The organism is Streptomyces sp. NPDC001594, from assembly GCF_042893675.1.
Classification (GTDB): Bacteria; Actinomycetota; Actinomycetes; order Streptomycetales; family Streptomycetaceae; genus Streptomyces.
Window position 1 is genome coordinate 215,432 of record NZ_JBIAVB010000001.1, and the last position, 20,919, is coordinate 236,350.

Genomic DNA, 20,919 nt, shown 5'->3' on the forward strand with positions numbered 1-20,919 from the left:
TCTGCCTATGTGGATAAACTATCCGTTTGATTGACGATAGCAGATGCGGATGACTTATCCGGTTTGGCCTGGAGTCCCGCCCTGACGGCGCGGCACGGCCAGGCCGTCGGGGCGGGGGTGGGGGCTGTCGCGCGGGTGGAGGGCCGGTAGCCGCCCGCTGAGGCAGAGCGCCTCCTCGACCGGTGGGTATCCGGTCAAGCGGGATACGGCCTGACCTTCGGGGTAGCCGGACCACATGGGCACTCCCCGCGACACCACGCCGCTGCGCGCCGCCGCGCCGGTCCGTCCGGGGTCTGTCCTGCGGGAAGGCCGCGGCCATGGCCGCCTGAGGGCCCCCGCCCACCCGTCCACCACCTGACCCCGTGAACCTGCCGGAAGGAGACCGTGATGCCCTCCCAGGACCAGCCCCGTCTCACCGATCCCGTCTCGCTGCACGCCCGCCCCCCGTTCCCCGAGCAGGACCAGGAGCATCCCGGCTCCACCGAGGCGATGGATCCCCGCCCCGACCACGGCGAGGACTCCTACCAGGGGCACGGCCTGCTGGTCGGCCGCAAGGCGCTGGTCACCGGCGGGGACTCCGGGATCGGCCGGGCCGTCTGCCTGGCCTTCGCGCGGGAAGGCGCCGACGTCGTCTTCACCCATCTGCCCGAGGAAGCCGGCGAGGCCGACGAGACCGTCCGCCTGGTCCGGGAGGCCGGGCGCACAGCGGTGGCCGTCGCCTGCGACATCCGGCACGAGAGCGAGTGCACCGCCCTCGTCGACAAGACGGTGGGCGAACTGGGCGGCATCGACCTGCTGGTCAACAACGCCGCCTACCAGATGGCCCAGCCCGACGGGATCGAGGCGATCACCACCGAGCAGTTCGACCGGGTGATGAAGACCAACCTGTACGGGATGTTCTGGCTCACCAAGGCCGCACTGGCCCACATGCCGCGCGGTGCCTCCGTGATCAACACCGCCTCCGTGCAGGGCTACCAGCCCAGCCCGCACCTCCTCGACTACGCCATGACCAAGTCCGCGATCATCTCCTTCACCCACAACCTCGCCCAGATGCTCGCCGAGCGCGGCATCCGGGTCAACGCCGTGGCGCCGGGTCCGGTCTGGACACCCCTGATCCCGGCGACGATGCCCGACCCCACGAAGTTCGGCGAGCAGTCACCCCTGGGCCGACCCGCGCAGCCGGCGGAGATCGCGCCCGCCTACGTCTTCCTCGCGTCCGGCCAGGCCTCCTACATCACCGGCGAGATCGTCAACGCCACCGGCGGAACGCCCCTGCCGTGACCGTGGCCCGGTTCGACGCCGATGCCGTCTTCACCGTCTGCGCGGCGGCAGGCACCGCCGTGGACACCGGCAGGGCGCCGGCTCCGCCCGCGCGGCGGGGACCGGCGGCGGCGCCGGCCGCCTCCCCCGAGCGGGTGAGAGGCCCCGCACGGCCGGGCGCCCGCGCATCGGGCGGGGAACCGATGCATCGGGCCGCAGCGGCCCGACCCGGACCACGCACACGGAGATGACATGGGACACGGCGGAAACGTGATCGACGAGCTGATGGCCGACCACCGGGAGGTGGCGGAGATGTTCGGCCGCATGCGGAGCACGGCCGGCGGCGGTCAGGAGCTCCGCGACCTCATCGACGAGGTCACCATCGAGCTGGTACGCCATTCGGTCGCCGAGGAGCAGTACCTCTACCCGGCGGTGCGCGAGCACGTCGAGGGCGGCGGGCCGATGGCGGACAAGGAGATCCAGGACCACGCCCGCGTCGAGAAGATCCTCAAGCAGCTGGAGAAGATGCCGACCGACGACGCGCAGATGAGCCCGCTCCTGCGGCAGCTCATGGAGGAGGTCACCGCGCACGTCCAGGACGAGGAGACCAACCTCTTCCCGATGCTGAGAAGGGCCTGTACCCCGCAGCAGCTGGACGAGCTCGGCGACAAGATCCGCCGTGCCAAGTCCATGGCCCCCACCCGCCCGCACCCCTCCGCGCCCAGCAGCCCCACGGCCAGCAAGCTCCTCGCGCCGGGCGCCGGCCTGGTGGACCGGGCGCGCGACTTCATGAGCGGCCGCGGCAGGTCCTGACCTGCGGCCCGGGGCGGCCGTCGTGCGGCCGCCCCGGGCGGACCGTGACGTGCGTCATGCCGCAGGCCTGCCGCCGCGGGCTACGCTGGTCGGCCACCAGCGGAGCGGCGCAGCTTCGCGCCGCAGCTCGCGGACCCGGCACCGGCCGGGGCGAGCACGCCCCGAGGAAGCCGCCGTGTCCGCCGATCTCACCCCCGTCATAGCCGCCGGCACCCGCTGGCTGCTGACCGCCTTCCCACCCGCCCCGGGCGCCTTCAGCCAGGCGCTGGCCGAGGCCCAGGCCCGGCAAGCCGTCACCCTCGCCGCCGCCCTGCGCTACCCGACCGCACTGGACGCGGAGCTCCTGCACCTCCTCGGCCCGGGCGGAAGCGCCCGACTCGACTGGCTGACCGGCGCCGACCAGGGCGACGACACCGGCGACGGCTGGCGGACCTGGGTGGACGAGACCGTGGTCAGCTGGGCCGCCTGCCTCCTCGCCTCCCCCGGCCTCGCCGCCGACGCCCAGCACCTGGCCGATCACGGCCAGGCCGGCGAGGTCACCCGCCTGACCCGCCCCGGCGCCCGTGAACACGACGCCGCACCCCTGCTGCGCCACCCCGACCTGCTCGAACCGGTCGCCGCCCTCCACCGGGCGCAGTTGCTGGACCTGCTGGACTACGAGAACGTCGCCCTGGGGTAAAGGCGGCACGTAGGTCCTCACCTCCACCTTCCACGCCGGCCAGATGACCCGGCGAGCGCGCCGTCGAGCGCGAGTTGGGGCTCGAGTCAGACCCTTGGCCTGGGGCTCTCTTCCAGACCGCTGATAGATTCCTGCGATGAGCGAGCAACTGCCCAGCGGCGGCATCGAACTGTTACCCGGCGGGATCGAGGCGCTCCACGCCAGGTGGTCTTCCTGCTGGACCCCGAGTGAGGTCGCGCAGCAGCTGGCCGGGATCGGCACGCCCTGGTACGTGGCCGCGGGCTGGGCGCTGGACCTGTTCCGTGGTAGGCAGACGCGCGCTCATGGGGACATCGAGATCGCGATTCCGGCCGCGAGCTTTCCCGAGGTCCGCCACCGCTTCCCCGGATACGTCTTCGACGCGGCAGGCAGCGGCCGGATCTGGGAGGACGCCGCACCGGAGGCGCTGGCGGCGGTACATCAGACGTGGCTCCGCGATCCGGCCACCGGCAACTACCTGCTCGACGTGTTCCGCGAACCGCACGACGGCGACACCTGGATCTGCCGGCGCGATGAGAAGGTCCGGCTTCCCTACAGCGACATCATCGAGCACACCCGAGACGGCATCCCGTATCTGGCGCCTGAACTGGTCCTGCTGTTCAAGGCCAAGCACGCCCGCCGAAAAGATCAAGCAGACTTCGACGCGACCGTCCCTCACATGTCCCCGGTTCAGCGCGAGACCCTGGCCGAGCTACTCGAGCGCATACACCCCGGGCATCCCTGGATTGCGGATCTCTAGCTGACTACTGGTGCGCTCGCTCCACTGTCGCTGGCGCCCACGACCCCCGTCCCGCACCACCGAGCGCGGCTCCGGCACCCGGGCCCGCTACTCGCCGTGCCGGGGGCCGGGCGGGCCCACGGCCAGGGCCGCGCAAGTTGCCGGTGTCCGCATGCCCTTCAGTGCGACCACCACCGCCGTGGTGACCAGCGTGCCCGCGGTGATCGCGACCAGGTACGGCAGCGGTCCGCCGATCAGCGGGAGGACCCAGATGCCGCCGTGCGGAGCACGCAGGGTGGAGCCGAAGGCCATCACCAGACCGCCGGCGGTCATGCTGCCGGCGATGCCCGCCGGGATGACCCGCAGCGGGTCGGCCGCCGCGAACGGGATCGCGCCCTCGGTGATGAACGACGCGCCGAGCACCCAGGCGGCCTTGCCGTTCTCGCGCTCCTCGGGGGTGAACAGCCGGCGCCGGAGGACGGTCGCGAGGGCCATGCCCAGCGGCGGGGTCATACCGGCGGCCATCACGGCGGCCATCACCTTGAGGCTGCCGGCGTCGGGGGCGGTACCGGCGGTGGTGAGCGCGCCCGCGGCGAAGGTGTAGGCGACCTTGTTGAGCGGGCCGCCCATGTCGAAGGCCATCATGGCGCCGAGCAGCGCGCCGAGCAGGACCGCGTGGGAGCCGGAGAGGCCGTTGAGCCACTCGGTGAGGGCGTTCATCGCCGAGGCGATCGGTGAGCCGACCGCCACGAACATCAGGAAGCCGACCACGGCCACCGACAGCAGCGGGACCACGACCACCGGCATGATCCCCCTGACCGCCCGCGGGACGTTCCACCGGAGCATCCACAGCACCAGGAAGCCCGCGATCAGACCGGCCACGATGCCGCCGAGGAAGCCCGCCCCCACGGCCACCGAGACGGCGCCGCCGGTGATGCCGGCGGCCAGCGCCGCCCGGTCGGCGATCGCCCAGGCGATGTATCCGGCCAGTACGGGGACCAGGAAGCCGAAGGCGGCCTTGCCGGTCTGGAACAGCATCGCCGCCCAACTGTGCGGGGACGACCAGGTGAAGTGGCCGAGGACGGACGGGGCGGAGGCGATCTCGTAGCCGCCGATCGCGAAGGCGAGGGCGATCAGCAGGCCGCCGGCCGCGACGAACGGGATCATGTAGCCGACGCCCGTCATCAGGTACCGGCGCAACCGCCGGGCCCCGTGCTCCCCCGCCGGCGTCGCCCCTGTGGCGCGGACGGTCCCGCCGCCGCTCCCGGCGGCCAGCCGGACCGCCTCGGCGACCAGGTCGTCGGGCCGGTTGACGGCGGCCCGCACACCCACGTCCACGGTGGGCTTGCCCGTGAAGCGGGCCCGGTCCCGGACCTCGACGTCGTGGGCGAGGATCACCGCGTCGGCGGCGGCGATCGCGTCGGGGGTCAGTGGCGTCGTCCCGGCCGAGCCCTGGGTTTCGACCTCGATCCGGGCGCCCGCCCGGGCGGCGGCCAGTTCCAGGGCCTTGGCGGCCATGTAGGTGTGGGCGATGCCGGTGGGGCAGGAGGTTACCGCGACCAGCCGCGGCCCGTCGCCGGTGGAGGCCGCCGCCGGTCCGTCGGCCGGTGCCTCCTCGCCGTTGATCCGGGCCGCGACCTCGCCGGGGCTCCGGGCCTCGCGCAGGGCGCCGGTGAAGGCGGGGTCCATCAGGCGGCGGGCCAGGTCCGCGAGGATCCGCAGATGGGTGTCGTCCGCGCCGGCCGGCGCCGCGATCATGAAGATCAGATCGGCGGACCGTCCGTCCGGCGCGTCGAAGTCCACGCCCCTGACGCTGCGGCCGAAGGCCAGGCTCGGCCGGGTGACATGGGGTGATCTGCAGTGCGGGATGCCGATGCCGTCCCCCATCCCGGTCGGGGCCTGGGCCTCGCGGGCGGCGACGTCGGCGAGGAAGCCGTCGAGGTCGGTGACCCGGCCCTCGGCGACCAGCCGCTGGGCGAGGGCGCGGAGGGCTTCGCCCTTGTCCTCGGGGGCGAGGTGCAGATCGACGAGTGCGGGGGTGATCAGTCCGCTGGGGTCGCTCATCGTGTCAATCCTTCAACTGGTGGCTGACGGTGTTCCGTTGCCCCCGGAACATGGCGGCCCTGCCGTCCCACACGGCGGGGCCGAGCGCCGGCGTTCGGTGTGCCCGTCCGCCCGGCGGGTCGTGCTCAGCCGCGAAGCGGTCGTTCCCGCGGGATGTCCGCCGTCACGACCACCGCGGCCGGGTCCAGGTCAGCCGGGGCGGGCATGACGCTCCCCGGCAGGCGTACGGCCGCGGCGCCGTGCGCCACGGCCGCCGCGAGCGCCCCGGGGCCGGTGCCGCCGGCGCCGAGGAAGCCCGCGAGTGAGGCGTCGCCCGCTCCCACGTCGCTGCGGACGACGGCGACCGGTGCGCTGCCGTACCAGCAGCCCTCTTCGGCGACCAGGAGCATGCCGTCCGCGCCCAGGCTGGTGAGGACCTGCCGGGCGCCGCGGCCGCGGAGTTCGTGCGCCGCCTCGACGGCGTCGCCGACGGTGAGGACCGGGCCGCCCACGGCCTCCGCGAGTTCCTCACGGTTGGGCTTGACCACGTCGGGGCGGGCCGCGAGGGCGGCCAGCAACGCCGGTCCGGAGGTGTCCACGGCGATGCGGGCGCCACCGGAGTGGACCTGTGCGACCAGTTCGGCGTACCACTCGGGTGCCAGCCCGCGGGGCAGGCTGCCGCAGCAGGCCAGCCAGCCCGCGCCGCTCCCCCCGCGGTCCTCGCGGACGAGCGCCAGCAGCGCCGCCGACTCCGCGGCGCTGAGCTCGGGGCCCGGCGCGTTGATCTTCGTGAGCCGGCCGTGGGCTTCGGCGACGGAGACGTTGATGCGGGTGTCACCGGCGATCGCGACCGAGGCGACCTCGATGCCCTGGCGGCGCAGCAGTTCGCGCAGCAGCTGCCCGGAGAATCCGCCCAGGGGCAGGACGGCGCGGGTGCGATGGCCGGCGGCCGCCAGGGCGCGGGAGACGTTGACGCCCTTGCCGCCCGGGTCGAGCCGGTCGTGGACGGCCCGGTTCACCTCGCCCGGGGCGAGGGCCGCGAGCTCGTAGGTGCGGTCGAGGCTGGGGTTGGGGGTGACGGTGACGATCACGCGCGGACGACTTCCGGTCCGCGGTCCTCGATCTCGGCGGCCTGCTCGTCCGTCAGTCCGGTGTCGGTGACCAGGACGTCGACCTGGTCCAGCGTGCCGAACCGGGCGAAGTGGCGGGTGCCGAACTTGGAGGAGTCGGCCACCAGCACCACCCGTCGGGCACTGCCGAGCATGGCGCGTTTGACGGCCGCCTCGGTGAGGTCAGGCGTCGACAGACCGTCCTGCCGCGAGAAGCCGTTGGTGGCGACCACCGCGACGTCCGCGTGGACGTCGGCCAGGTCGCGCAGCGCCCAGGCGTCGACGGAGGCGTGGGTGCGGTGCCGCAGCCGGCCCCCGATCAGGTGGAGGGAGAGTGCGGGGTGGTCGGCCAGCCGGGCCGCGACGGGCAGGGCGTTGGTGACGACGGTGAGGGCGCTGTCGACGGGCAGCAGCGCGGCCAGCCGGGAGACGGTCGTCCCCGCGTCCAGGATCACGCTGCCTTCGGACGGCAACAGGGCCAGCGCCGCCTTGGCGATGCGTTCCTTCTCGGCGGCGGCGGTGGAGTCCCGTTCGGCCAGACCCGGCTCCAGGTGCAGGGCGCCGACGGGCAGGGCGCCGCCGTGCACCCGGTGCAGCAGGCCGGCCCGGTCGAGGGCGCTCAGGTCTCGCCGGATGGTCTCCTGCGTGACGCGGAACTCCTCGGCCAGCGCCGGCACCTCCACCCTGCCGCGCTCCTGGGCCAGGTGGAGGATCTGTTGCTGCCGCTCGGGTGCGTACATGTGGGATCGAGTCCGTTTCATGTCTGTTCACGTCTGATGAATGCCGACCTTACGCACCTCCAGAGAAAAGGCAAGGCTCTGAGCTGCGCGACTTTCCCGGACTTCCCTATGCCCGAATGTGTTGACATCGCTCTGTCGGCGGACGGAGAACCAAACAAAACAACACGGACACGGGCGTGAAACCACCCGTGGCCCGGTCCTCGGCCAACGCCCCCGGACGCGAGGACCGGACATGAAGCACGGCCGCCCCCACCGCACCTCCGTGCGGGGGCGCCCTGCCACCCCCCCTGCCGGCCCGGCTCCCACCCGGGCCCGCGACCCTCTGCCCAGAAGGAATCCCATGCATTCGATCCAGGTCACCGTCCGCTCCGAGAACGGCCTGCACGCCCGCCCGGCGTCCCTGTTCGTCCAGGCCGCCGTCCGGCAGCCGGCCACGGTCACGGTCGGCCGCCCGGGCCAGACGCCGGTCGACTCCCGCAGCCTGCTGTCCGTCCTCTCCCTGGCCGCCGGGCACGGCGAGACCCTGGAGCTCACCGCCACCGGCGACGGGGCCCCCGAGTCCCTGGAGGCGCTCGCCTCCCTGCTCGCCTCCGACCTCGACGCCACGGCATGAGCCGGCTCCTCCACGGGATCGGCGTCGGCACCGGCAGCGCCGCCGGACCCGTCGCCCGGATGGCACCCCCACCGGCGCTGCCCGCCGCGCGGCCCGTCACCGACCCGGCGGCCGAGGCCGCGGCGGTCCGCGAGGCCCTCGGGGCGGTCGCCGGCGACCTGTACGAGCGCGCCGCCCGGGCCGGCGGCCCCGGCGCCGAAGTCCTCGCGGCCCAGGCCATGATGGCCGCCGATCCGGTCCTCGCCGACCGGGCGGCCGCCCTCGCCGCGGAGGGCACCGACGGCGCCCACGCGCTCGCCGCCGCCTTCGAGGGCTTCCGCGCCGCGCTGGCCGGCGCCGACGGGCACTTCGCGGAACGCACCGCCGACCTCGACGACCTGCGCGACCGCGCGGTGGCCCGCCTGCTCGGCCTCCCCGACCCCGGCCTGCCCGACCCCGGGCACCCGTACGTCCTGGTCGCCGACGACCTGGCGCCCGCCGACACCGCCCTGCTCGACCCCCGGCGGGTGCTGGCCCTGGTCACCGTCCGCGGCGGCCCCACGAGTCACACCGCCATCCTCGCCAAGGCGCTCGGCCTGCCCGCCGTGGTCGGCTGCGCCGCGGCCGCGCGGCTGGAGAACGGCCGGCGGGTCCTCGTACACGGCGCGGACGGGGTGATCGAGCCCGATCCCGGTCCGGAGGCGGTGGCGCGGGCCGCCCGCGCCGAGCGCCGGCGCCGCGAGCTCATGGCCGGCTTCCGGGGACCGGGCCGGACCGCCGACGGCCACCCGGTCGGGCTGCTGGTCAACCTCGGCGCACCGCACGAGCTGGCCGGGGCGGCCGCCGCCGACGCCGAGGGCGTGGGTCTGTTCCGCACCGAGTTCCTCTTCCTCGACCGTACGCAGGCGCCGGACCTCGCCGAACAGGCCGCCGCCTACCGCCAGGTCTTCTCGGCCTTCGCGGAACGCCGGGTGGTCGTCCGCACGCTGGACGCGGGCGCGGACAAGCCGCTGCCCTTCGCCACCCGCTCCGACGAGGAGAACCCGGCCCTCGGCGTCCGCGGCCTGCGGACGGCCGCCCGGGACCCGCAGCTCCTGGAGACGCAGCTCGCCGCCATCGCGGCCGCCGCCGAGGACAGTGCGGCACAGGTGTGGGTGATGGCCCCGATGGTGTCGACCCCCCAGGAGGCCGCCGCGTTCACCGAGCGGGCCCGGGCGCACGGCCTGCCGGTGGCCGGAGCGATGATCGAGGTCCCGGCCGCTGCCCTGCGGGCGGACCGGCTGGCCGAGGTCTGCGACTTCTTCAGCATCGGCACCAACGACCTCGCCCAGTACACCTTCGCGGCCGACCGGACCCTCGGCTCCCTCGCCGAACTCCTCGACCCCTGGCAGCCGGCCCTGCTCTCGCTGGTCGCCACCGCCGCCCGGGCGGCGGCCGCGCACGGGCGTCCGGCCGGTGTCTGCGGAGAGGCCGCGGCGGACCCGGCGCTCGCCCTGGTGCTGGTCGGTCTCGGCATCACCAGCCTCTCCGCCGCCCCCGCCTCGCTCCCCGAGGTGCGGGCGGCGCTGGCCGGCCGCACCCTGGCCGAGTGCCGGGAACTCGCCGACCTGGCCCTGCTCGCGGACGACGCCGGCGACGCCCGCCGCACGGTCCGGTCGAGGCTCGGGGGAGGCTGATCCAGCCCGCAGGGGCTCGGGGCCCGCGCCCTCGGACGACGGCACGCCCGGGGCGGACGGGTTCGCAGCGCCGCGGTGTCAGCGCCGCTGCGTCAGCAGACCGGGCCGGTAGGGCCACACGCCGTCCGCGGTGCGGCCAGCGTGCTGGCGGCTCCCCCGGCCGCACAGGCCGCCGAGGGCACGCTCGGTGGCGCGGCGGGGCGCCGGGCCAGGCGATGACCAGCCACATCAACGGGGTGATGGCCCACTACAAGGGCAAGCTCGCCCAGTGGGACGTCGTGAACGAGGCCTTCGCCGACGGCAGCTCAGGGGCCCGGCGCGACTCCAACCTGCAGCGCACCGGCAACGACTGGATCGAGGTCGCGTTCCGCACCGCGCGCGCCGCCGACCCCGGCGCCAAGCTCTGCTACAACGATTACAACACCGAGAACTGGACGTGGGCCAAGACCCAGGCCGTGTACGCCATGGTCCGGGTCTCCGCCGCGCAGGACACCGACGCCGCCGTCGCCCAGTTGGCCGGGGTGAACACCAGGGCCGCGGACGCCGCCGGGGCGCCGCGCCGCTCGGCGGCGAAGGCCGCCAGCCAGGCCAGCGAGGCGTTCCAGTTGATCGCCACCTCGTTGGTGGAGTAGGAGCCGATGTCGTCCACGTAGCACGCCGCCGGCGCGCAGCCCGTGAGCCTCTCCTTGGCCACCGGGTCCTCCAGTGCCGCGTCCGGGCCGCCCGCGAAGGAGCCGGCCGGCGGGTGGGGCAGCGAGGCGTCGTTCTGGTGTGCCCAGAACCGGTGGTGCTGGTTCTCGGAGTGGCGTTCGCCGTAGCCGGTGACGTAGGAGAGGTCGAGCGCGTTGCGGCCGAGCAGATAGTCCAGGGACTCCAGCGCTCCGGCTCGGTAGCGCTGTTGGCCGGTGAGCTCGTACGCGACGGCCGTCACCATCGCGTTGTTGGCGACGGAGCCGTTGGAGCCCCACGCGTACCCGGTGGCCGGGAGCGGCACCGGGTAGCCCTGTCCGGCCATGGTGGAGAGGTGGCCGTCGGCGGCGGAGGTCAGCAGACCGCGCAGCCGGGCGATGTCGTCGGCGGGCAGGCCCTCGCCGGTGCGAGCACGTCCGGGTCGGCCTTGGCGGCCGTCCAGGCGCGGCGGGCCGCGTCCAGGCAGCGCGCGGCGAAGGAGGCGTCGTACGGTGCGTACACCCGGGCGCACTGCGCGGCCGAAGCCGCCAGGTTCAGCGTCGCGGCGGTCGACGGCTTGTGCAGCTCACGCTGCTCGGCGTCGAGATCGGGGCGGGTCGGCAGGGCGGTCCACCGGGCGCCGTGCAGCTTGTGGAAGGCCATCCCGGCCATCGGCCGACCGGCCGGGACCTGCATCCGCAGCAGGAACTCGAGCTCCCAGCGGGCCTCGTCCAGCACGTCCGGCGTGCCGTTGCCGCGCTCCGGTATCCGCAGCGTCGCATCGCCGAGCGCCGCGTCGCCGCCCGTACGGCGTGCCCGCTCGAAGGAGTTGACCATCTCCCAGACGGAGATGCCGCCGTTCACGACGTACTTGCCGTGGTCGCCCGCGTCGTACCAGCCGCCGCGGGCGTCCGTGCGGTGGTCGCACGCCCCCGCCTGGCAGGGCACGTCGCTGTCGCCCGTGTTGGGGGCGACGCCCAGGTGTCCGGCGGGGCGGGCGCAAGCGCTGCCGCCCGCCAGGGCGGCGTCGATCGCGATCCCGCTGCGCTGCTGGTAGAAGAACGACATGCTGTCCGCGCGCAGGGAGTCGTACAGCGACGGGGAGATGTCGTGTAGCCGGGGCCGGCGCCGGTGTACGCGCCGAAGTCCACCAGGTGCGTGGACTGGCCGGACGCCTGGTCCGCGCCGCGCACGGTGGTGGTGCCCGTGGCGACCACCGTGCCGGCGGCGTCGCGCAGTTGCCAGCCGAGGGGGGTGGTGGAGGCGCTGACCACGGTGGCCCGCTTGGGGCCGTCGGGCAGGTAGCCGAGCTGGTTGACCCGGACGGGTGTGCCGGCGACGGCGGCCACGGGGCGGCGGCCGCTGCCGGAACGGTGAGGGCGGTCGTGGACAGGCCGCCGGCGGCGAGCGCGAGGCCGGCGAGTACGGCGGGGCGCGCCGCGCGGGCGCGCGGGGGGTGACAGGAGGCACGGACGGAGCCTTCCTAGACCGGGGTGTGGGAGCGCTCCCAATTAGCCGGCAGCCGGAGGGGTCCGTCAAGTGCGCTTACAGCCAAGGGTGTTGATGTGCCTCCTACCGCGCAGGGGCGGACGGGCGGCGTCCTCGTGCCGTGCGGGGCGGTGCGCGGTCTCAGCTCCCCGCGGTGCGGCGGGCGTTGCCGTAGTAGGCGTCCGGTCCGTGCTTGCGGGTGAAGTGCCGCTCCAGAAGGTGCCGCGGCGGCTCGGAGACGCCCCCGAGGCGGAACCCCAGCGCCAGCGTGTGCAGCGCCATCTCCGCCACGGCCTCGCAGACGACGGCGTTCTCCAGTGCGGCCCGCGCGGTGGCGCCCCAGGTGAAGGGGCCGTGTCGGGAGACGAGCGCTCCGGGAACCTCTTCGGCCCGGCGGGGGTCGGCGCCGATCCGGGCGACGATCACCTGGCCGGTGTTGTACTCGTAGTCCTTCGCGCACTGCTCGGCGGTGAGGTCCTCGGTCACGGGGACGGGGCCGTTGAAGGTGTCGGCGTGCGTGGTGCCGAGCACCGGGATGGGGCGGCGCGCCTGGGCGAAGGCGACGGCGTGCGCCGAGTGGGTGTGGGTGACGCCCCCGATGGAGGGGAACGCCCGGTAGAGGCACCGGTGGGTTTCGGCGTCGGTGGACGGCCTGAGGTGCCCGTCGACGACCCTTCCGTCCTCCAGCGCCACCACCACCAGGTCCTCCTCGGTGAGGTCGGCGTAGGCGACCCCGGACGGCTTGATGACGAAGACGCCGGCGTCCCGGTCCACTCCGCTGACGTTCCCCCAGGTGAGAGTGGCCAGCCCGGCCTCCGGGATGCGAAGGTTGGCCGCGAGGACCTCGCGACGGAGCTCCTCGAGATGGGTCTCGCTCACTGCGCTCTCACCGTCTTTCCGCCACCTGACCGATCGCGGGCCGCGTCGGCACCGCGACTACGCTGCGGTTGCCGCCCCTGAGATTGTTAACGCTAACAATAGATAACCTCAAGATGTTGCGAGGAGATTCCCGCTCACAGCCCATGACGAACGCTGCATAATGTGAGCGCGAACATCGATACTCCGCCGACCGTCTCCCGGCCGGTTTCGGTACCTTGAGGGAAGGCCGCTCGATGGGGAAAGGAAGAGAGTTGACCCAGCTCCCGGACGTCTCGCGAGCGCCCACGATGACGGACGTCGCGCGCGTCGCAGGCGTGTCCCACCAGACCGTTTCCCGGGTGCTCAGCGACCACCCGAACGTCAGCGACAAGACCCGGGCCGCGGTGACGCAGGTCATCGAGCAGCTGGGCTACCGCCGCAACTCGGCGGCCCGGGCCCTGGCCACGCGCCGGACCCACACGCTGGGCGTCATCGCGGTGAACACCACGCTGCACGGGCCGGCCAGCACCGTGGCGGGGGTGCAGGAGGCGGCGCGCGACCGCGGCTATCTGACGTCCGCCGTCACGCTCCGGACGGCCACGCAGACGGCCCTCGCCGAAGCCATGCAGCACCTCGCCGGCTGGGGGGTGGAGGGGATCGTCGCCGTCACCCCGCAGCGCGCCGCGGTGAGGGCCCTGGCGGCGTTGGAGGCACCGTGCCCGGTGGTCACCGTGGAAGGCGGCCACACCCTGGCGCTGCCCGGCGTGTCGCTGGACCAGAACCTCGGCGCCCGCATGATCACGGAACATCTCCTCGCCTCGGGCCACTCCACCGTCTGGCACGTCGCGGGCCCCTCGGACTGGCTCGAGAGCGAGGCCCGCACGCAGGGGTGGCAGGACGCGCTGCGGGATGCGGGAGCCGAGGTGCCGCCCCTGCTGCGCGGCGACTGGAGCCCCCTGTCGGGATACCAAGCCGGGCAGCAGCTCGCGGGGCGGGTCCGGGCGTCGCGCGGAGCGGGAGCGGGCCTCACCGCGGTGTTCGTCGCCAACGACCAGATGGCCCTCGGTGTCCTGCGCGCCTTGCGGGAAGCCGGGCTGCGCACGCCCGAGGACGTGGCGGTCGCCGGGTTCGACGACATCCCCGAGGCGGAGTTCTTCCCGCCCCCGCTGACGACGATCCGGCAGGACTTCGCCTCGCTGGGCCGCGACAGCATCGGACTGCTCCTGGACCACATCGAGGGCCGGGCCGACGAGCCGACGCACCTGGTGGTGGCACCCGAGCTCATCGTGCGCGCCAGCACGGCCCGCAGGATCGCGCTCCCCGGCGGGTGACCCCCGGCGGGTCCGGTGCCCGGCCGGGGGGCCGGGCACCGGACCCGCCCGCGGGAGGACACCGCCGCGCACGCGGCCCGGAGTCAGCGCGCGACGGGCCCGCGGCCGCCCATCAGGCGTTGCAGCACGATGAACACGAGCAGCAGGGCACCGATGACGATCCGGGTCCACCAGGAGCTGAGCGTGCCCTGGAAGTTGACCAGCGTCTGGATCACGCCGAGGACCAGCACGCCGAGAGCGGTACCCAGGACGAAGCCGGAGCCCCCGGTCAGCAGCGTGCCGCCGATCACGGTGGCGGCGATCGCGTCGAGTTCCATGCCCATGGCGTGCAGGGCGTAGCCGGAGAGCGTGTAGAAGGTCAGCAGCAGGCCGCCGAGCGCGGAACACAGGCCGCTGACGCCGTACACGGCGATCTTGGTCGTGCCCGTCGGCAGACCCATCAGCCGTGCGGAGGACTCGTTGCCGCCCAGCGCGTACACGTTGCGGCCGAAGCGCGTGTGGTGCAGGACGACGAAGGCGGTCACCAGCACCGCCAGGGCGATCAGGACGGGGATCGAGACGAACAGTCCGCCCGGGCCGTAGAGCCTGGTCTGGGCGACCCCCGCGGTGACCGGATCGCTGATCGTGAGGGATTCGGTGCTGATCGTGTAGCAGAGCCCCCGGGCGAGGAACATGCCGGCCAGGGTGACGATGAACGGCTGGATCTCGAAAGTGTGGATGATCCAGCCCATGAGCGCCCCGCCCCCGGCGCCGACCAGCAGGACCAGGGGGATCACGGCGGCCAGGGGCCAGCCGTGCGACTCGACCAGCCAGGCGGTGATCATGGTCGACAGGGCCGCCATGGAGCCGATGGACAGGTCGATGCCCCCGGTGAGGATGACGAAGGTCGCGCCGACCGCGACGACCAGCAGGAATCCGTTGTCGATCAGCAGGTTCAGCACGACCTGCGCGGAGAGGAACCCCTCGTAGCGCACCGACCCGACCCCGAACACGACGACCAGCAGCAGCGCGGTGACGACCAGGGGGAGCCGGGTCCGGGTGCGCGGCGAAACGGTCGCGAAGGGGCGGCCCGTTCGCGCGGCGGCGTTCACGGTGGCGGTCCTCATGCTCCTGCCTCCTGCTCCTGCGGGGTGGTGCCCGCCGTGACGGGGGATCCGGGAGTGGCCGCGCCACGGCGGCGGACGACCTTGGCCCGGAACACCGGGGACTGCACGAGGCAGACGATGACGACGACGAAGGCCTTGAAGACCAGGGTGGTCTCGGGAGGGACGCCGAGGGTGTAGACGGTGGTGGAGAGCGTCTGGATGATCAGGGCTCCCAGGACCGTCCCGCCGAGGGAGAAACGCCCTCCGGTCAGGGTGGTCCCGCCCGCCACGACGGCGAGGACGGCGTCGAGTTCGATCCACAGGCCGGCGTTGTTGCCGTCGGCACTGGAGACGTTCGAGCTGATCATCAGCCCGGCGACGGCGGCGCACAGGGCGCTGAAGACGTAGACCAGGGCGAGCAGACCACCGGCCCGGATGCCCACCAGCCGGCTGGCGGCGGGATTGCCGCCGACGGACTCGATCAGCAGGCCGAGGGCGCTGCGGCGGGTGGCGAAGGCGGTGAGCGCGACGAGGACGGCGGCCAGCAGGACGGCGAACGGGAGGAGCAGCCAGGAGCCGCCCCCGATCATCTTGTAGGGGGCGCTGGTCACCGTGACGATCTGGCCGTCCGTGATCAGCTGGGCGACGCCGCGGCCCGCGACCATGAGGATCAGGGTGGCCACGATGGGCTGCACCCCCAGACCGGAGACCAGCAAGCCGTTGGCCAGGCCCAGCAGGAGGGCGACCCCGAGCGCGAGGCCGACGGCCGTGAGCGTGGTGGCGACGCTGCCGGGACGCGCCGCGGTGGAGATGTACCCGCAGGCGAGCGCGCCGGCGATGGCGACGGTGGAACCCACCGAGAGGTCGATCCCGCGGGTGGCGATGACGAGGGTCATCCCGAGCGCCACGAGGACGAGGGGCGCGCCGAAGCGCAGGATGTCGACGAGGCTGCCGTAGAGGTGGCCGTCACGCACCCGGACCGAGAAGAAGTCGTGGTGGAACGCGAGGTTGCCGAGGAGCAGGGCGAGCAGGACGAGCGCGGGCCACAGCAGGCGGTGGCCGGCCGTTCTCCGCCCGGTGCCGCCGCCGGCCCCGGATGTGGCGGGCTGGTGGGTCATGAGTCCGTTCCGGTGGCGATGGTCGTCAGCAGGCGGTCGGGCGTGACGGTGTCGTCGTTCGCCAGGGTGGCCACCAGGCGGTGGTCGCGGAGGACGGCGATGCGGTGGCTCAGGCGCAGCACCTCTTCGAGCTCCGCCGAGACGAACAGCACGGCGGTGCCCTCGTCCGCCAGGCGGGCCACGAGTTTCTGGATCTCCGCCTTGGCCCCGATGTCGATGCCCCGGGTGGGTTCGTCGAGGATCAGGAACCGGGGCTCGGTCAGCAGCCAGCGCGCGAGGAGGACCTTCTGCTGGTTGCCTCCGCTGAGGTGGCCCACCTGTGCTTCGGGGTCGGCGGGGCGGATGTCCAGGGCTCCGATCCAGTGGCGCGCCAGTTCCTCCTGTTTCGCACGGGTCAGCGGCCTGGTCCAGCCGCGGGCGGCCTGCAGGGCGAGGACGATGTTCTCGCGGACCGTGAGATCGCCCACCAGCCCCTCGGACTTGCGGTTCTCGGAGCAGAACGCGATGCCCCGGGCGATGGCGTGGCGGGGGCTGCCCAGGAGCACCTTCCGGCCCTCGATGCTCACCTCTCCGGCGTCCGCGCCGTCCGCGCCGAAGAGCAGGCGCGCCGCCTCGGTGCGGCCCGAGCCCAGCAGGCCGGCCAGTCCGATGACCTCGCCGGCGTGGATGTCGAGGTCGTAGGGCTCGATCGAGCCCTGACGGCCCAGCCGTCGCGCCCGGAGGAACGGTTCGCCCGCCGCCCGTTCGGCTCCTGGCCCGCGGCCCCGGCCTCGACCCCGGCCCGACAGCCGGTCGAGGGCGGCCAGTTCACCGCCGATCATGCGCTGGACGAGCGTCACGGGGGTGAGCTCGGCGATGGGGTACTCGCCTTCCAGGCGGCCGCCACGCAGGACGGTGACGCGGTCGCAGAGGTCGAACACCTGGTCCAGGAAGTGCGTGACGAACAGGATGGCCACACCGCGGTCCCGCAGGCGCCGCACCAGCCCGAAGAGCTGGGCCACCTCCTCGCGGTCCAGGCTGGAGGTGGGTTCGTCCAGCACGAGCACCTTCGCCGAGACGTCCACCGCCCGGACGATGGCGACGAGTTGCTGCACCGCCAGGGAATGCGCGCCGAGCGGGCCGGCGACGTCCAGGTCGAGCTCCAGCCCGGTCAGCAGCTCGGCCGCCCGCCGCCGCAGCGCGGACCAGTGGACGAGGCCGAACCGGCGCGGCTCGCGCCCGATGAGGATGTTCTCGGCGACCGAGAGGTTGGGGCAGAGGTTGACCTCCTGGTAGACGGTGCTGATTCCGGCCCGCTGCGCCTGGAGGGGGGCCGTGAACGAGTGGGGCCGGCCGTCGACGAGGACGGTGCCGCCGTCGGCGGGGTGGGCTCCGGTGAGCACTTTGATCAAGGTGGACTTCCCGGCGCCGTTCTCGCCCATCAGGGCGTGCACCTCGCCGGGGAAGAGCCGCAGGGCGACTCCGTCGAGGGCGAGTACGCCCGGGAACCGCTTGCGGATGCCGTGGGCTTCCAGGACCGGCCGCGGGCCGCCGGTGCCCTTGGGCGGCGGCGTGGACGGAGGTGTCATCCGCCCTCCTCTCGTGTGCGGGTGGAGCGGGCTCGGTCGCCGGGCCTCGCGGACCGGCGGGACCGGGAGGGGACGGCCGGGGCCGCGGAGACTCCGGCGGCGGGGGCCGCCGCGTGTCAGTACTTCCGGGACGGCAGCGCGGCCGCGGCCTTGTCCTGCGGGAAGACGCCCTCCTGGGTTTCGACCCGGGCGGGCACGCTCTCCCCCGCGACGACCTTCTCGGCCAGTGCCATCAGCTGGTCGCCGAGGAGCGGGTTGCACTCCACCACGACGTTGATCTTGCCCTCGGCCATCGCGACGAAGGCGTCCTTGATCCCGTCCACCGAGATCACCTTGATGTCCGTACCTGGCTTCTTGCCGGACTCCTCGATGGCCTGGATGGCGCCGAGGGCCATGTCGTCGTTGTGGGCGTAGAGGACGTCGATGTCCTTCTGGGACTTCAGGAACGCCTGCATGACCTCCTTGCCCTTGGCACGCGTGAAGTCACCCGACTGCGAGGCGACGACCCTGAACCTGCCGTCGGCCCGGATGGCTTCGGCGAAGCCGGCCTTGCGGTCGTTGGCGGGGGCGGAGCCCGTGGTGCCCTGGAGCTCGACGATGTTGACCGGCTCCTGCCGGCCGGCGTACGCGGCGGTGAGCCACTCCCCCGCGGACCTGCCCTCCTTGACGAAGTCGGAGCCCAGGAAGGTCTTGTAGAGGGAGGTGTCCCGGGTGTCGACGGCCCGGTCGGTCAGGATGACCGGGATGCCCGCGTCCTTGGCCTCCTTCAGCACCGTGTCCCAGCCGGACTCCACGACCGGGGAGAAGGCGATCACGTCGACCTTCTGCTGGATGAAGGTGCGGATCGCCTTGATCTGGTTCTCCTGCTTCTGCTGCGCGTCGGAGAACTTGAGTTCGATCCCGGCCTTCTTCGCCGCCTCCTGGACGGACTTGGTGTTGGCGGTGCGCCAGCCGCTCTCGGCGCCGACCTGGGCGAAGCCCATGGTGATCTTGCCTGTGGAGCCCGCCTTGGCCCCCGCGGCCGGGCCCGGGGCGGGGCCGGCCGCGGGGCCCTGGGTCGAGCAGGCGGTCAGCGCCGAGGAGGCGAGGAGTGCGGCGGTGAGGACGAGGACTGCTCTGCGCGCCATGACGGGTGTCCTTTCGGGGCCTACGGCAGGGGCTCCGCACGGCGGTGGGCGCGGCGGGGCCGAGTGCGGCGACACGGGGCCGCCGCTGAGGAGGGGAGCCGTCGCATTGTGAGCGCTAACAAGTGTGGTTCTCAACCCTCTTGCTCACGTTACCTGTCTGTTATCGCGCCGGACGCGAGATCGGGCGCCCTGTCGCGCGATCTGGACGCACCCTCTTGCCCTCGACATTGTTAGCGCTCACACTGCATGGCGTTCGACACCACCACCCCTTCGAAAGGCATTCAGTTGACATCACCCGACCCCCTCACGCCCACCCCCCGTTCCGGCGAACCGGAGCGCTACACGGTGGGTGTCGACTTCGGCACCCTGTCCGGCCGCGCCGTGGTGGTGCGGATCCGCGACGGGCAGGAGCTGGCGGCGGCGGTCCACACCTACCGGCATGGCGTGCTGGACCGGCACCTGCCGCACGGCGGTTCGCCACTGCCTCCGGACTGGGCCCTGCAACACCCCGAGGACTGGCGGGACGTACTGCGCCGCGCCGTCCCGGCGGCCGTGGCGGCGGCCGGAATCGATCCCGCGGCGGTGATCGGCATCGCCACCGACTTCACCGCCTGCACCGTCCTGCCCACCCTCGCCGACGGGACCCCCCTCGCCGAGACGGAGCTCGCCGGACGGCCGCACGCGTGGCCCAAGCTGTGGAAGCACCACGCGGCCCAGCCGTATGCCGATCGCATCAACGAACTCGCCCACGCCCGCGGGGAGAAGTGGATCGCCCGCTACGGCGGCCGGATCTCCGCCGAGTGGCAGTTCGCGAAGGCCCTCCAGGTGCTGGAGGAGGATCCGCTCGTGTACGACAGCTGCGCGCGGTGGATCGAGGCCGCCGACTGGATCGTGTGGCAGCTCACCGGAACCGAGTCCCGCAACGCCTGCACCGCCGGATACAAGGGCATCCACCAGGACGGCGCCTACCCGAGCGAGGCGTACCTGGCCGGGCTCAACCCCCGGTTCGCCGACTTCGCCCGCACCCGCCTCGCCTTCCCGCTCTCCGCGCTCGGCTCACGCGTGGGCCCGCTCAGCGCCGAGGCGGCGGCCTGGACCGGGCTGCGCCCCGGGATCGCCGTGGCCGCGGGCAACGTCGACGCCCATGTCACCGCGGCCGCGGCCCAGACGGTCGAGGACGGCCAGCTGCTCGCCGTCATGGGAACCTCCACCTGCCACGTCGTGAACGCCCCCGTCCTCGTCGACGTCCCCGGCATCTGCGGAGTCGTCAGCGGCGGCGTCATCGAGGGAACCTACGGCTACGAGGCCGGCCAGAGCGCGGTCGGCGACATCTTCGCCTGGGTACTGGACCAGGGAGTCCCGCCGGACTACCTCGCCGAAGCCGCCGAGCGCGACGAGGACCTGCACACCCTGCTGACCCGGAAGGCCGCCGGCCAGCCGGTCGGCGGCCACGGCCTGGTCGCCCTCGACTGGCTGGGCGGCAACCGTTCGGTCCTCGTCGACCACCGCCTCTCCGGAGTCATCGCGGGTCTGACCCTCGCGACCCGCCCCGAGGACCTCTACCGCGCGCTGCTCGAAGCCACCGCGTTCGGCACCCGCGTCATCGTGGAGGCCCTGGAGGCGGGCGGCGTGGCGGTGCGCGAGTTCGTCGTCGCGGGCGGACTGGCCAGGAACGGGCTGCTGATGCGGATCTACTCCGACGTGCTGCGCCGCCCCGTCTCCCTCGCCGCGTCGGACCAGGCACCCGCCCTCGGGTCGGCCATCCACGCCGCCGTGGCCGCGGGCGCTTACGGCGACGTACGGGCGGCCAGTACCGCCATGGGCCGTCGGCTTCCGGCCGTCCACACGCCGGACGCCTCCCGGGCCGACGCCTACGACGCCCTCTACGCCGAATACCGGCTCCTGCACGACCGCTTCGCGGCCGACGGCCAGTTGCACCGCCTGAGGCACATCCGCGACACGACGCACACGGCGAGCTGACCCGCGCCGCCGCCCGCCCACCCCCG

At 73.5% G+C, this 20,919-nt stretch carries 16 protein-coding genes and 2 pseudogenes; 9 read left to right on the forward strand and 9 right to left on the reverse strand.

What is annotated here, in order from left to right; translation table 11 throughout:
* The first annotated feature begins 387 nt into the window (after nt 1-387).
* The 4 genes from ACFY0O_RS01120 (at nt 388) to ACFY0O_RS01135 (ending at nt 3,530) form a co-directional block, all read left to right on the forward strand.
* A complete protein-coding gene (locus ACFY0O_RS01120) occupies nt 388-1,281 on the forward strand; it encodes an SDR family oxidoreductase (RefSeq protein ID WP_388941147.1) in 894 nt (297 codons plus the stop codon).
* A 231-nt stretch (nt 1,282-1,512) separates the two neighbouring features.
* Nucleotides 1,513-2,073, forward strand: coding sequence for a hemerythrin domain-containing protein (locus ACFY0O_RS01125; RefSeq protein WP_388941149.1), 561 nt, complete (start codon nt 1,513-1,515; stop codon nt 2,071-2,073).
* Between the two features lie 175 nt (nt 2,074-2,248).
* Complete coding sequence (locus ACFY0O_RS01130) at nt 2,249-2,752, forward strand: hypothetical protein (RefSeq protein ID WP_388941152.1); 504 nt, start codon at nt 2,249-2,251, stop codon at nt 2,750-2,752.
* A 136-nt stretch (nt 2,753-2,888) separates the two neighbouring features.
* Nucleotides 2,889-3,530, forward strand: coding sequence for a nucleotidyltransferase domain-containing protein (locus tag ACFY0O_RS01135; RefSeq protein WP_388941155.1), 642 nt, complete (start codon nt 2,889-2,891; stop codon nt 3,528-3,530).
* An 87-nt stretch (nt 3,531-3,617) separates the two neighbouring features.
* On the opposite strand, the gene ACFY0O_RS01140 is transcribed toward ACFY0O_RS01135, so the two are convergent.
* From ACFY0O_RS01140 to ACFY0O_RS01150, 3 genes are all read right to left on the reverse strand, one after another.
* A complete protein-coding gene (locus ACFY0O_RS01140; RefSeq protein ID WP_388941158.1) occupies nt 3,618-5,573 on the reverse strand; it encodes a fructose-specific PTS transporter subunit EIIC in 1,956 nt (651 codons plus the stop codon).
* Between the two features lie 125 nt (nt 5,574-5,698).
* Nucleotides 5,699-6,643: a 1-phosphofructokinase gene (gene pfkB, locus ACFY0O_RS01145; protein WP_388941161.1), complete on the reverse strand. Its 945-nt coding sequence runs from the start codon at nt 6,641-6,643 to the stop codon at nt 5,699-5,701.
* On the reverse strand, nt 6,640-7,401 hold the full coding sequence (locus tag ACFY0O_RS01150) for a DeoR/GlpR family DNA-binding transcription regulator (RefSeq protein ID WP_388941164.1): 762 nt from the start codon (nt 7,399-7,401) through the stop codon (nt 6,640-6,642). Before ACFY0O_RS01150 ends, pfkB begins: the two co-directional genes overlap by 4 nt.
* A 340-nt stretch (nt 7,402-7,741) precedes the next feature.
* Between ACFY0O_RS01150 and ACFY0O_RS01155 the strand changes: the two genes are divergently transcribed.
* The 3 genes and pseudogenes from ACFY0O_RS01155 to ACFY0O_RS01165 form a co-directional block, all read left to right on the forward strand.
* On the forward strand, nt 7,742-8,014 hold the full coding sequence (locus ACFY0O_RS01155) for an HPr family phosphocarrier protein (RefSeq protein WP_388941166.1): 273 nt from the start codon (nt 7,742-7,744) through the stop codon (nt 8,012-8,014).
* Nucleotides 8,011-9,669: a phosphoenolpyruvate--protein phosphotransferase gene (gene ptsP, locus ACFY0O_RS01160; RefSeq protein ID WP_388941169.1), complete on the forward strand. Its 1,659-nt coding sequence runs from the start codon at nt 8,011-8,013 to the stop codon at nt 9,667-9,669. The genes ACFY0O_RS01155 and ptsP overlap by 4 nt, the downstream gene beginning before the upstream one ends.
* Before the next feature lie 173 nt (nt 9,670-9,842).
* Nucleotides 9,843-10,142 (forward strand): annotated as a pseudogene (locus tag ACFY0O_RS01165) (endo-1,4-beta-xylanase); the annotation flags it as partial.
* On the opposite strand, the pseudogene ACFY0O_RS01170 reads toward ACFY0O_RS01165, so the two are convergent.
* Nucleotides 10,085-11,684: pseudogene (locus ACFY0O_RS01170) on the reverse strand (glycoside hydrolase family 9 protein); the annotation flags it as partial. The pseudogenes ACFY0O_RS01165 and ACFY0O_RS01170 overlap by 58 nt on opposite strands.
* A gap of 283 nt (nt 11,685-11,967) precedes the next feature.
* Nucleotides 11,968-12,705, reverse strand: a complete 738-nt coding sequence (gene araD / locus ACFY0O_RS01175; protein ID WP_388941172.1) for an L-ribulose-5-phosphate 4-epimerase AraD — start codon at nt 12,703-12,705, stop codon at nt 11,968-11,970.
* A gap of 233 nt (nt 12,706-12,938) precedes the next feature.
* Here araD and ACFY0O_RS01180 point away from each other — a divergent pair, with 233 nt between their 5' ends.
* Nucleotides 12,939-14,015, forward strand: coding sequence for a LacI family DNA-binding transcriptional regulator (locus tag ACFY0O_RS01180; RefSeq protein WP_388941175.1), 1,077 nt, complete (start codon nt 12,939-12,941; stop codon nt 14,013-14,015).
* 83 nt (nt 14,016-14,098) lie between these two features.
* On the opposite strand, the gene yjfF is transcribed toward ACFY0O_RS01180, so the two are convergent.
* The 4 genes from yjfF to ACFY0O_RS01200 form a co-directional block, all read right to left on the reverse strand.
* Entirely contained in the window at nt 14,099-15,121 is a 1,023-nt protein-coding gene (gene yjfF, locus ACFY0O_RS01185) for a galactofuranose ABC transporter, permease protein YjfF (protein ID WP_388941177.1), read from the reverse strand.
* On the reverse strand, nt 15,118-16,218 hold the full coding sequence (locus ACFY0O_RS01190; protein ID WP_388941180.1) for an ABC transporter permease: 1,101 nt from the start codon (nt 16,216-16,218) through the stop codon (nt 15,118-15,120). The genes yjfF and ACFY0O_RS01190 overlap by 4 nt, the downstream gene beginning before the upstream one ends.
* The gene (locus tag ACFY0O_RS01195) at nt 16,215-17,786 is read right to left on the reverse strand and encodes a sugar ABC transporter ATP-binding protein (protein ID WP_388941183.1); all 1,572 of its coding nucleotides are present in this window, start codon (nt 17,784-17,786) and stop codon (nt 16,215-16,217) included. Before ACFY0O_RS01195 ends, ACFY0O_RS01190 begins: the two co-directional genes overlap by 4 nt.
* Nucleotides 17,787-17,902: 116 nt before the next feature.
* On the reverse strand, nt 17,903-18,913 hold the full coding sequence (locus ACFY0O_RS01200) for an ABC transporter substrate-binding protein (protein ID WP_388941186.1): 1,011 nt from the start codon (nt 18,911-18,913) through the stop codon (nt 17,903-17,905).
* A 285-nt stretch (nt 18,914-19,198) separates the two neighbouring features.
* Between ACFY0O_RS01200 and araB the strand changes: the two genes are divergently transcribed.
* Nucleotides 19,199-20,893: a ribulokinase gene (gene araB / locus ACFY0O_RS01205; protein ID WP_388941189.1), complete on the forward strand. Its 1,695-nt coding sequence runs from the start codon at nt 19,199-19,201 to the stop codon at nt 20,891-20,893.
* The last annotated feature ends 26 nt before the right edge of the window (nt 20,894-20,919 follow it).

Excerpts from the sequence above, each read along its gene's own strand:
- ptsP (WP_388941169.1), top strand. The coding sequence starts at position 8,011 with ATGAGCCGGCTCCTCCACGGGATCGGCGTCGGCACCGGCAGCGCCGCC.
- ACFY0O_RS01200 (WP_388941186.1), bottom strand. The coding sequence starts at position 18,913 with ATGGCGCGCAGAGCAGTCCTCGTCCTCACCGCCGCACTCCTCGCCTCC.
- ACFY0O_RS01155 (WP_388941166.1), top strand. The coding sequence starts at position 7,742 with ATGCATTCGATCCAGGTCACCGTCCGCTCCGAGAACGGCCTGCACGCC.
- ACFY0O_RS01125 (WP_388941149.1), top strand. The coding sequence starts at position 1,513 with ATGGGACACGGCGGAAACGTGATCGACGAGCTGATGGCCGACCACCGG.
- yjfF (WP_388941177.1), bottom strand. The coding sequence starts at position 15,121 with ATGAGGACCGCCACCGTGAACGCCGCCGCGCGAACGGGCCGCCCCTTC.
- ACFY0O_RS01120 (WP_388941147.1), top strand. The coding sequence starts at position 388 with ATGCCCTCCCAGGACCAGCCCCGTCTCACCGATCCCGTCTCGCTGCAC.
- ACFY0O_RS01195 (WP_388941183.1), bottom strand. The coding sequence starts at position 17,786 with ATGACACCTCCGTCCACGCCGCCGCCCAAGGGCACCGGCGGCCCGCGG.
- ACFY0O_RS01140 (WP_388941158.1), bottom strand. The coding sequence starts at position 5,573 with ATGAGCGACCCCAGCGGACTGATCACCCCCGCACTCGTCGATCTGCAC.
- ACFY0O_RS01180 (WP_388941175.1), top strand. The coding sequence starts at position 12,939 with ATGGGGAAAGGAAGAGAGTTGACCCAGCTCCCGGACGTCTCGCGAGCG.
- ACFY0O_RS01135 (WP_388941155.1), top strand. The coding sequence starts at position 2,889 with ATGAGCGAGCAACTGCCCAGCGGCGGCATCGAACTGTTACCCGGCGGG.
- ACFY0O_RS01150 (WP_388941164.1), bottom strand. The coding sequence starts at position 7,401 with ATGTACGCACCCGAGCGGCAGCAACAGATCCTCCACCTGGCCCAGGAG.
- ACFY0O_RS01190 (WP_388941180.1), bottom strand. The coding sequence starts at position 16,218 with ATGACCCACCAGCCCGCCACATCCGGGGCCGGCGGCGGCACCGGGCGG.